Source organism: Micromonospora sp. BL4, from assembly GCF_003667505.1.
GTDB lineage: Bacteria > Actinomycetota > Actinomycetes > Mycobacteriales > Micromonosporaceae > Micromonospora.
Map to the genome: position 1 here is coordinate 1 of NZ_RCVJ01000198.1, position 10,826 is coordinate 10,826.

Annotated in this window: 10 protein-coding genes; 7 read left to right on the plus strand and 3 right to left on the minus strand. The window is 68.1% G+C overall.

Translation table 11 applies throughout. From position 1 onward, the window contains the following. The coding region (locus EAD89_RS26325) for an FtsX-like permease family protein (RefSeq protein ID WP_147458872.1) at positions 1–1,262 on the plus strand (1,262 nt) is incomplete at its 5' end. 134 nt (positions 1,263–1,396) lie between these two features. Here EAD89_RS26325 and EAD89_RS26330 read toward each other — a convergent pair. Beyond that, positions 1,397–2,011: a lytic polysaccharide monooxygenase gene (locus EAD89_RS26330; RefSeq protein ID WP_233579142.1), complete on the minus strand. Its 615-nt coding sequence runs from the start codon at positions 2,009–2,011 to the stop codon at positions 1,397–1,399. A gap of 443 nt (positions 2,012–2,454) precedes the next feature. Next, a complete protein-coding gene (locus EAD89_RS26335) occupies positions 2,455–3,036 on the minus strand; it encodes a hypothetical protein (protein WP_121677588.1) in 582 nt (193 codons plus the stop codon). A 472-nt stretch (positions 3,037–3,508) separates the two neighbouring features. Here EAD89_RS26335 and EAD89_RS26340 point away from each other — a divergent pair, with 472 nt between their 5' ends. Then, a complete protein-coding gene (locus EAD89_RS26340; protein WP_121677589.1) occupies positions 3,509–4,753 on the plus strand; it encodes a sorbosone dehydrogenase family protein in 1,245 nt (414 codons plus the stop codon). A gap of 307 nt (positions 4,754–5,060) precedes the next feature. Here the strand turns inward: EAD89_RS26340 and EAD89_RS30565 are convergent, their stop codons facing one another. After that, entirely contained in the window at positions 5,061–5,408 is a 348-nt protein-coding gene (locus EAD89_RS30565; protein WP_158610775.1) for a hypothetical protein, read from the minus strand. Positions 5,409–5,624: 216 nt separating this feature from the next. On the opposite strand from EAD89_RS30565, the gene EAD89_RS26350 reads away from it, so the two are divergent. The 5 genes from EAD89_RS26350 (at position 5,625) to EAD89_RS26370 (ending at position 10,825) form a co-directional block, all read left to right on the plus strand. Beyond that, on the plus strand, positions 5,625–6,344 hold the full coding sequence (locus tag EAD89_RS26350) for a sulfite exporter TauE/SafE family protein (protein WP_158610776.1): 720 nt from the start codon (positions 5,625–5,627) through the stop codon (positions 6,342–6,344). A gap of 727 nt (positions 6,345–7,071) precedes the next feature. After that, the gene (locus EAD89_RS26355) at positions 7,072–7,452 is read left to right on the plus strand and encodes a nuclear transport factor 2 family protein (protein WP_121655146.1); all 381 of its coding nucleotides are present in this window, start codon (positions 7,072–7,074) and stop codon (positions 7,450–7,452) included. Positions 7,453–7,541: 89 nt separating this feature from the next. After that, complete coding sequence (locus EAD89_RS26360; protein ID WP_233579144.1) at positions 7,542–8,792, plus strand: MFS transporter; 1,251 nt, start codon at positions 7,542–7,544, stop codon at positions 8,790–8,792. Positions 8,793–8,879: 87 nt separating this feature from the next. Then, the gene (locus EAD89_RS26365; protein ID WP_121677591.1) at positions 8,880–9,848 is read left to right on the plus strand and encodes a GNAT family N-acetyltransferase; all 969 of its coding nucleotides are present in this window, start codon (positions 8,880–8,882) and stop codon (positions 9,846–9,848) included. 89 nt (positions 9,849–9,937) lie between these two features. Then, on the plus strand, positions 9,938–10,825 hold the full coding sequence (locus EAD89_RS26370; protein WP_199733633.1) for a DNA-3-methyladenine glycosylase: 888 nt from the start codon (positions 9,938–9,940) through the stop codon (positions 10,823–10,825). Position 10,826 lies beyond the last annotated feature (1 nt).

Consider the following 10,826-nt stretch of genomic DNA (forward strand, 5'->3'; position numbering starts at 1 on the left):
GCCCACCCCACCTGTTGACCACGCTGACCGCCACCCGCGACCTGTACGCGAGCGTCGGATCACCGGCGGCCGACACACCGCTGAGTTCCGTCCGGGTCCGGGTCGCGGACATCGACCGGTTCGACGAGGTGGCCCGGGAACGGGTCCGGCTCGTGGCCGACGAGATCGTCCAGCAGACCGGACTGAGCGTCGAGATCGTGCTCGGCGGCTCCACCGTACGCAGTCCCGTGCTGCTGCCCGCCAACCACCTCGGCCGCCCGGACCTGAACCTCGGCGAGGCCCGTACCCGTAAGGGCGTGGCCGCCGAGATCGTCACCGCCGTCGACCGCAAGAACATCATGCTGCTCGGCCTGCTCCTGGTGGTCTGCGCCCTCTTGGTCGGCAACTCGGTGGCGACCGCCGTGCGCGCCCGTCGACGCGAGCTGGCCATCCTGGCCTGCGTCGGCTGGCCCGGCTGGAGACTGAGCCTGCTGGTGCTCAGCGAAACCACGATGCTCGGCCTCGCCGCCGGCCTGCTCGGCGCGGTTCTGTCCGGACCACTTGGCCACCTGGCCGGCGTCCGGATCTCCGCCACCGTCGTCCTCCTGTGCATACCGATCGCGGTGCTCCTCACCGCGGTGGCCGGCGCGCTTCCGGCGATCCGGGCCGCCCGCACTCGATCCGCCGAGGCACTCCAGGCCGCCCCCGCGCCGGCCCGACGCTCCGCCCCACGGCGGACCGTCGCCGGCCTCGCGGCGGCCAACCTGGTACGCGCACCCGCACGTACCCTCGCCGGAGCGGTCAGCCTCGCCGCCGGCGTCGGCGCTGTCACGTTGATCGCCGCCGCGCTCTGGGCGTTCCGCGACGGCATGGTCGGGTCCCTGCTCGGCCAGGCCGTCTCCGTACAGGTGCGCGGAGTGGACCTGGTCGCGGTCGGTGGGGTGCTGCTGTTCGGGGTGCTCAGCGTGGCCGACGTGCTCTACCTCAACGTGCGGGAACGGGCGGCCGAGTTCGCCACCCTCCGCGCCGTCGGATGGCCGGACTCCGCACTCAACCGGCTGCTCGTCTACGAAGCCCTCGGCGTCGGTGTACTCGGCTGCGTCCTCGGCAACGTGGCGGGCCTCGGATCGGTGGCCCTGCTGGTCGGTCACCTCGACGGCCGGTCGGCGGTCCTGGCGCTGGCCGTGACCGCCGGCGCGCTGCTGCTGGCCGTGCTCGCCGCTCTGGTCCCGGCGATCCTCATCCGACGGCTCCCGACCGCCGCCCTGCTCAGCGAAGAATGACAAGCAACGGCATACGTCCGCCCAGTGCGCCGCTGTTATTCGGCACCCACAGGTAGGGCCTACCGGAAGAACACTCCGGCCCAGGACGCCAACGCCCTGGGCCGAAGTGGTGCCGCGCTGTCGGTCTTTGCCGATCAGGTGATGTTGATGTCGCTGCACCACATGTAGGTCTGGTCCATGTGTGACGCCTTCCAGACCACGAACAGGACGTGGCTTCCGGTGCGTCCGGAGATCGAGACGTTGAACGAGATGTTCTGTGCTGGCGCGTAGCGCCCGGTCGTCGTGATCAAGTCGAGGTTGCCCCACCCGACCCGCTGGGTGGCCGGGTTGAATCCCTGCTTGGTGACGTAGACCCGGAAGTAGTCAGCACCGTGGCTGGCCTGGTCGTACATCTGGACCGTGAAGCTGCGGCTGACGGTGGTCGCCTTCCACGCTCCGGGCTGGTTCACGGTGTCGTTCCTGGAGAGGGCGTTGCTGCACAGCTGTCCGTCCGGGGTGCGGGCTTGGTACTGGCCGGCGAGGCCGTCCCGCAACTGGCTCATCCAGTTCCACATGGTGTCGGGGTTGGCCTGGAACGCCCGCCAGCACATGGGGTCCTGTTGCTGCATGGCCGGGTTCGTGTGTTGGTTGCCCCAGGTCTTCCAGCACTGGTAGGCGCGACTGGCCGGGTTGATGACGGTGCCGTGGGCCTGGGCTGCGCCGGTCCAGGGCAACGTACTGGCCACCATGGCGAACAGCAGGACGAGCACTCGGAGGGACTGACGGACGGTTGACCGGGATCGTCCGTCGGATTGATCGGACTTGTGTGAACGCACTGTTCATCCTCCGTTCTTCGGTACGAGAGATCAGTATGGGAACGCTCCCAACCCCCACTGTTACATCCATAAACTCAAATATCAATGCTGATCTACTTATTGTCGGATGTGGATCGAGTCGACCGGAATCGCCGTCGAGCGCAGCTCCCAGAACCGTCCACGTCCGACCACTGGAACTGCCGGCAGCTAGGGATCAACAGCTTGGCCGCTGGCCGCTGACGCCGACCCACCTGGGCTGGACCACGACTGAAGTGCGCGGATGGTTCGCAGCTACCGGAGGGCCCGGTGATGGAGACGTCCAGCCGCTGGTTTCGCAGGTTCGATCCGGCAGCCGGGTGGGTGCGGGTACGACGGGCCCGCCCGGCCGCCCGGCATGGTCAGAGCCCGGCTGCGGCGTCGTACCGGCGGCGCTGTTCGGCCATTTCCGAGTCGGTCAGCGCCTCCTTGACCGCCAGCTCCGCGTACTTCTGCGGGAACATCTGCCGCAGCCGGTCGACGAACATGACGTCGGCGGTCGCCTCGACCACCTGGATGCCGGGAGGCTCAGTGGACATGTCCATGATCACAGGGCCGGCCAGCTTGACCGCCACGTCCCAGGGGCGCTTCTGCTCGGCGACCCCGCAGAGGTGGAAGCCGTAGACCGTCTGCACGTCGGCGAGCGCGGTGACCTCGGCCGGCTCGTAGCCGTAGACGCGGACCCCGCAGATCACTGCCGGCTTCTCCTCCTCGGTGGCCACCTGCTGGGCACTGTGTCCGGCGTGGTTGTGCTCCCCCGGGTCCGCCTGTTCGAGCGTGGTGCGCATCCGGGTCATGATCTGCCCTTGCAGATCCGCCGGCTCCGCCTCCGGGCCGGCCCGGTCGACAATTACGACCGTGCCGACCGACACCGCCAGCAGGATCACCGCCACCCACACGAAGCGGTTTCGGTACCAACCCGCGAAACTCTCTCGGGAAATCATGATTGCTTCTCACCTCGTCGCCGGTTCTGGTGCGCTGGCAGACCGAATCGGACGCCCCTGGCGTGTCAGACGTCGAGCCCGTCGGAGACACGTGCCCGGGGCGATACGTACGGCGGGCGAGGATGCCTGCCCGTCGTCGTAGAGATGGCCCGGCGATGCGGCATGCGAGCGTCTGCCAAAGCGGCGCGCTGCCGGCACTGCGATGCTCCCGTGCTGGCCGTTCCCAGCACGGTTGCCCCCGCGCTGCGGCGATGTGAGCCATTCCAACACGCCTGCATCTACTCTGGCAACATCGATGAGCATCAGCGTGGATTCGGTCCGGCCATCCTCTCGGTACGGCCAGGAGGTGGCTCCGCCGAGCGAACCACACACCTTGCCGACTGATCGACGGGTTGGATATCGGCGAGAATCGATGTAACGTGGGAACGCTCCCAGATTGCGTTCTCCACACCACCTGCCCGAGGAGCTGAACATGTCGCGACGGCGTTGTCGGCCGGCCACCATGCTGGCCGGGCTGCTCGTTCTGGCCCTGTCTGTGTCTCTGTTGCCACCGGCGCCGGTGCCCGGCACCGCCGCGGCCGGCACATCCCACACCCGTCCTGTGCCACTCGCTGAGCTGACGGTGGTATCGGAACAGGTGGCTTTCGGTCTGCAGCGTCCAATCGCGCTCACCGGGCTGCCGGACGGCCGGATGCTGATCGCGGAGAAGAACGGCACCGTCCGCGCCTACCACCCCGACACCGGCTTGGCGGCCGAGCCGGTTCTCGACCTGACCGCCCGAATCGACACGTCGGACAACGAGCGCGGCCTCCTCGGCATCACGCCTGCCCCGAACTTCGCGCGGACCGGGATCCTCTACGTGGCCTACACGAGCCTCCCAGCCGGCGCGCTGACCCTGGCGCGAGTACCCATCGGCGCTCCTGAGCGGATACAGGTGTTGCTCACCCAGGAGCACGCCGAGTACGGCAACCACAACGGTGGACAGGTAGCGTTCGGCCGCGACGGCTACCTCTACTGGTCCCTCGGCGACGGCGGCCACACGAAAGACCCGTTCAAGGCCGGTCAGAACCTCGGCACCCTGCTCGGCAAGATCTTGCGGATCGACGTCAACCGCACCTGCGGGGGGAAGCCCTACTGCGTGCCGTTCGACAACCCGTTCGTCCGCGTGCCGGGCGCACGGCCGGAGATCTGGGTCTACGGGCTGCGCAACCCGTGGCGGTTCTCCGTCGACCCAGTCGACGGCTCGCTGTGGATCGGTGATGTCGGCCAGGGCCTGGTAGAGGAGATCAACCACATCCGCCCGTGGCAGCGTGGGGCGAACCTGGGCTGGTCCTGCCGAGAGGGCACTCCAGTTTTCGACCCGGAGCAGTGCCGGTCGGGCGTGCGGTACACCGACCCGGTCTTCGAGTACGAACATTTCCTTACGGAGAACTGCTCGGTGACCGGCGGCGTCGTGTACCGAGGGTCCGCCACCCCGGAGGCGTGGGGGACCTACGTCGCGAGCGACTACTGCTCGACCCTCGCGTTCGCCGTGCGTCCCAAACCCACGGGCGGCTACGAATCCGCCACGATCGGCAACTTCCCCACCCAGCCAACCGCGATCGACACCGACGTGCACGGCGAGCTGTACGTGCTCAGTGACCTCCCGGGATGGCTGAGCCGGGTGCGGTTCGAGCGGGTCCAGTCAGCCTCTGGCGGCGGGGCGCCGAACCGCTGAACCTCACGGCAATCCCTCCGCATCCGCAATACCCCTGGGGACGGCTGCATCCGGGTGGCCGTCCCCTGGTCGGCCTCGTAGCGTCCCCGCCGATTCAGGTGCGACCTCGATTAGTCGGCTCTGGTCGTCCTCGCCCGGGCGCTGCCATACCTGCTCGTTCGGCCAGTGGCGGTACAACAGGTTCCTTCTGGTCGTGGCGGTAGGCGCCCGCGGCGACCCGCGCTCGACAGCGAGCCCTGTGTCGGGCATCGCTCGTGCCGTATGCCCCCAACCCGGTCTCCGGATCCAACCAGCGTTACCGTGCGCGCTACCCGCGGCCAGCGGCGGAGAAGCAGCAGAAGATCTGATCGCCGTGGCCCATGATGAGGTCATGACGACATGTGGGCGCTGTTCGCCGGTCCCGCGTTGGCACCAGCGCACCGGCGCCGCCACCGGCGCGGCTGCCGGGGGTGCGTCGGCGGTCGGCGTCGTCAGTCTCGGCGCCCTGGCCGTCGGCGCACTGGCCCTGGGTTCCGTCGCCGTCGGTGCGGTGGCAATCGGGCGCCTGGTGGTCCGCCGCGCGGCCGTACGACACCTGCAGCTCCATTCGGTACGCGTCGGTCGGCTGGAGATCGACGCTCTCCTTGTAGGGGACGATGGGGAACGCACGTCCCACTGCAATCTCGATGCTCCGACGGACGTCAACCCGTGACTCCTTGACCCCAGGCACCAACACAGCCGGCCGACCTGCTCCCGCGCGTAGTAGGGACCCGGCGATGCCGCCGTCCGGCCTGAACGGCAGATTCATGAGCATTGCCGGCCGCTGGTCGTGTGTCGGGGATCTCCGGCAGCCCGGTTGTGCGCCCGCCGTCCGGTGCGTCAGTCTCAGCGGGTGGTGATCCTGCTCAGCGCGTTCGGCATCGTGCTGCTCGGCGCCTTCGCCCAGGCGGTCAGCGGCTTCGGGTACGCGCTGGTGACCGTGCCACTGCTGGCCGCCGCCGTCGACCCGCGCACCGCCGTCGTGGTGTCGGCGTTGACCGGCATCGGTTCGACCGTCACCGCGGCCATCCGGGAACGCGCCCACGCCCGGTGGCGGGTCGCGGCGGCACTCAACGCCACCGCCCTGCTCGGCCTTCCGGCCGGCCTGCTGATTCTCACGCTCGCGCCGGAGCGGCTGTTGAGCGCGCTGATCGCGGTCGTGGTGCTCGGCTGCGCCGCACTGGTCTGGTCGAGGGCACGGATCCGCACCGGACGGATCGGTCTCGGGGCCATCGGCGTCCTCGTCGGGGTGCTGACCGCCGCCACCGGGACGAACGGGCCGCCGCTGGTCGCCGCGTTCCAGTCGCTCGGCTACGACCAACGCACCTTCCGGGCCACCCTGGCGGCGACCTTCTTGGGCACCAGTGTGATAGGGCTGACGGGGTTCCTGCTGGCCGGTCAGGTACACGCCGATGTGGTGCGGCTCTCCCTCGTGGCGCTCCCCGCAGTGCCGCTGGGGTGGTGGCTGGGAAACCGACTGTTCCACCGCATCGACCCCGTGGTGTTCCGACGGATCGTGCTGGTCGGGCTGCTCGGCAGCGCCGGTGCCGCGCTCGCGAGCATGGCCGGTTGAGCCGGTCGTCCCCGAACCCCTTCGACCGGTCAGCGCAAGTCGCGTGCCACGGCGACCGGCGGCTCGATTCCGTCGAGCCGCACCGACCGGCGCCGATTCAACCGAGGCGGGGACAGGATGGCCAACAGGGCCCTCTACCTCGTCGCGGTCAACCGGATGCGCTGACCTACGTCGAGCGCCGCAAACAAGGACTGAGCAACACGCCTCTCCCGGTGTCTGAAGCGCATCGCGCGTCAGGTCGACCCGGTGATCCGGTGATCCCTGCAGATCCGACCCCGATCATGCACAACGACGACGATCGCTGCCCTGATGCGTGAACGACGACGGCACATCTTGGCGGTAACGGACTGTTGGGTCCATGTTGCCTTCCGATGTTGGGCGAGGTCAGCTGGGGACGATCAGGTGCCAACGGCCCATCAGTTCTGCGTGGGACGCCCGGGGTGATAATCCACGAGGGTCGCACGGTTCCGGCCGCGAGCGATCAGTTGGACTATCGGGTCCGGGGAAGCTAACCTTCCGAGGTGCTCGGCCGCGGGGTGGTAAGCCCGGGCTACTGAGCGCCGGCGCACGGACATGACCGGGACGCGGCTTCACGTTCGTCGTCGATGAACCGCACAACGGGCGAGATCGAGACCTCGAAGTAGGACTGCGCGCAAACCGACACCAAACAGTCGGACCGTTGTGGCGACCTACAGCGAACGTCGAACCAGACAGAAGGAGAAAGAAAATGACCGACACCAAGCAGGCCGCCGAAGATCTGGCGATCCTCGAGCAGCTCAACCTCGACTACAACAATGCGGACCAGGCCAGCGATGCCAAGCGCTTCAGTGAGTTTCTTGCTGAAGATTTCATCGTGCAGACACCGGGTGTCACCCGCAACCGCGACGAGTACCTCGAGTACATCGCCAAGCCGCGCCCTTTCAAGGATCTCGCGCTGCGCGAGGCCAAGATTCGCATCCTCGGTGACGTTGCTCTGATCCACGGCCGCGCCTCATACACCATGATCGCAAACGGCGCGGAGCAGGAAGCTCTGTACACGGACGTGTACCAGAAGCGTGAGGGCACGTGGGTCTGCGTCTCAGCCTGTGCGATCGCTCCGGGCGCCTGACGCCGGTCGAACGAGGCTCCTGGTCGCGAGACATCTTTGCACCCGGGTAGGGACCACACGGGAGCCAAGGGATAGTTCAGGACGAAGGAATGCGCAGCTCGATGCTCAACACGGCACCAGCGACCAACGTGGCCGGCCGGGGCAGAACGCTCCGGCTGACCTTCATATCTGCGGTGGTCTCCCTGGTGGCCGCTTTTGCCGCTGTGGGGTCGACGATCCCGCTGTTCAACATCTATCGTGCCGAGGACGGGTTCACCAACGCCGGCATCTCGATGACCGTCGTCGCGTACTCCGCCGCCACTCTGACCACCCTGCTGGTGCTGGGGCGACTGTCCAATCATCTGGGCCGACGGCCCACCTCGATCGCCAGCCTCGTCCTGCTCCTCCTGGGCTGTGCGCTGCTGTTGAACGTGCACGACATCGGCATCCTGATCACCGGCCGGCTCCTGATGGGCCTTGGTGCCGGGCTGGCCAGTAGCAGCCTCACTGCGTACATCGTCGACGCCGCACCCGTCAGGCCCGCGTGGTTGGCCTCTGTCGCCTCCAGCCAGACGGTCATGCTTGGCCTCGCCGTCGGCGCCATCGCCTCCGGCGCCCTGGTTCAGTTCGGGCCGTGGCCACGCGACCTCATCTTCCTGGTGGTCATCGGCCTTCTCCTGCTGTCTGTCGGTCTCATCGCCGTCAGCCCGGAGACCGTGACTCGGACGCCGGGTGCCTGGCGATCGCTGCGACCCCGGGTCTACGTGCCGGCCCGGGTCAGGCATCTGCTACCCGTTGCGGCGGCGGTGTTCCTGGCCACCTGGGCGGCCGGGGCCTTCTACCAGGCGTTCGTGCCTGCGCTGGTCGAGGATCAGCTCCACACCAGCAGCCCGCTCATCGTCGGACTGGTGTTCGCCGCCTACATGGGTCCCAGCGTTCTCGGCGCTCCCCTCGGCGGCCGGTTCACCACAACGGCAGCCCAACGTCTCGGCATGATCGCCTTCCTGGCCGGAATGATCGGCATCATCACAGCGATCGCCACCGGCACACTGGCGTTGTTCATCGCCGCAACGATCGTCGCCGGCGCCGCTCAAGGGATCGCCATCAGCGCCGCCACTCGCGGTCTGCTGCACGGAAGCACCCTGGCCGACCGGGCACCGACCCTCAGCGTGATCTACCTACTCTGCTACAGCGGCGCGACGATCCCGGCCCTCGTCGCCGGCCGACTTTCCCACACCTTCTCGCTGCCGCAGATCGCGCTCGGCTACGGTGCGCTCGCCCTCATCGCCACCCTGTTCACCGCCATCGCCGCGCGCAACGCGCACACCGACACGGTCGAGAACAGCCAGCACGGTGAGTAATCCTCTGTCGACGACATGCCGCCGGACGAGCACGACTATCGCCGCGACCCGGGACCGATCTGATGACCAACAACGAAGGGACACCCCATGACCGGCCCAGCCGAGCCGACCCGCTACGCCTCCGAGTACCCCGACGAGGCCGGACACCCCGACGAAAAAGACACCCTCAGTCAGGACCAGGCCGTCCTCATCGACGAGGCGCTCGATGATCCCCATGCCCCCGCACTCGAGTTCGCCCTCGTCAACGACGAGAAAACCGGCATCTACGACGCCATCGTCGGCGACCGCACGATCGCCGGACTGACCTACAACGTCGCCGGAGACAACCGACTCGTGCTGCTGGGCGCCTTGGTGTACCCCGAGTTCCGCAAACAGGGCATCGCCTCCGAACTGATCCGACGCGTCCTGGACGACGTACGCGCGCAAGGCAAGACCGTCACCATCCTGTGCCCGATCGTGCGCACCTTCATCGAGCACAACCCCGAGTACGCCGACCTCATCGACCCTGCGCACCCGGGAGTGACCAAAGGGTCCACACCGGTCCTGAACCCACCTGTCAGCTCTCCGGCAGAAAGTGTGACGATGACGATCAATCTCGAGGCCGAGGCGGCCGCCCGTGAAGCGAACAACGCGGCGATCATCGCCGCTTTGGACAAGTCAGGTCTCAGCGACGTGGAGTCCAGCTGGGAGCTCGATGTCATCAACGACGCGGAGCACGGGCGCTGGATCGCCACCCTCGGTGCCGAAGCGATCGCGGAGCTGCCGTACCGGTTCGTGGGCGGCCGTGTCGTTCTGCTGGCGACCTGGGTCGATCCCGCCTATCGCAACCATCGGGTAGCCACGGAACTCGTCTCTCGCGTCCTGAACGAGATCCGCGAGAGCGGGAAGAAAATCACTATCATCTGCCCGGTCGTGGGTGAGTTCATTGCCCGCCACCCGGAGTACACCGACCTCATCGACAAGATCCGTCCCGGCTCCGGCGCGTACCCCAAGCACGAACCCGCGGGAGGCCGGGACGACGAGCAGCTCACCGCGTTCGAACGCGACCTCGGCTGAGCCCCCCTCGCTGAACAAACGCTCACATCATGCCCCTCGACGCGGACCCCGAGTTCGTCCGTGAGGACGTGTACCGACCTCGCCACGAGGTGGACCTGCGGGCGACGGTGCGGCCGCTCTTCTCCGGTGACGGCGATCCCACGTTCCTCTCAACGCCGGATGGGTTCTGGCGCGCGGTGCGCACCCCCGACGGCCCCGCGACGCTGCACGTCCAGATGGGGGCGGGTGCGGATCGGGGTGCGTTCCGGATCCGGGCGTGGGGAGACGGCGCCGAGTGGGCGAGAACGTCCGTGCCGGATCTGCTTGGCGCGCGCGACGACTGGAGCGGACTCGACCTCTCCGGTCACGCGCGGCTCGCCGAGGTACGCCGCCGGTGTTCCGGCCTGCACCTCACTCGAACTGGACTCGTGTTCTCCGCGCTCGTCGCTGCCATTTTCGAGCAGAAGACGACCGGGCGGCAGGCGCACCATTCCTGGCGCCACCTGGTCGTCCGCTACGGCTCTGCCGCGCCGGGACCGGCGCCGCACAGTCTGCGAGTCCCGCCGAGCGCGCAGGAGTGGAGCCTCATTCCAGCCTGGGCCTGGCACCGGGCCGGTGTACAGCCGTCACAGTCCCGCACAGTCATCGCCGCGAGCAGAGTGGCCGCCTCCGTGGATCGTCTGGCAGGTCTCGACGCCGGCGACGAGCGCGTCGGCGCCGGTCTGCGCAGCATCCCCGGCGTCGGCGTGTGGACAGCGGCCGAAACCACCCAGCGGTCCCACGGCGATCCGGATTCGGTGAGCGTCGGCGACTACAACCTCGCAAAGGAGGTCGGCTGGGCGCTCACCGGCAGCCCCGTCGACGATGACGGCATGCTCGAGCTGCTCGAGCCGTGGCGTGGGCACCGGCAGCGGATCGTGCGGCTCATCGGCGCCAGCGGATTCCGCAAACCCCGATTCGGCCCGCGTATCACAATCCAGGACCACCGCGTCCACTGAC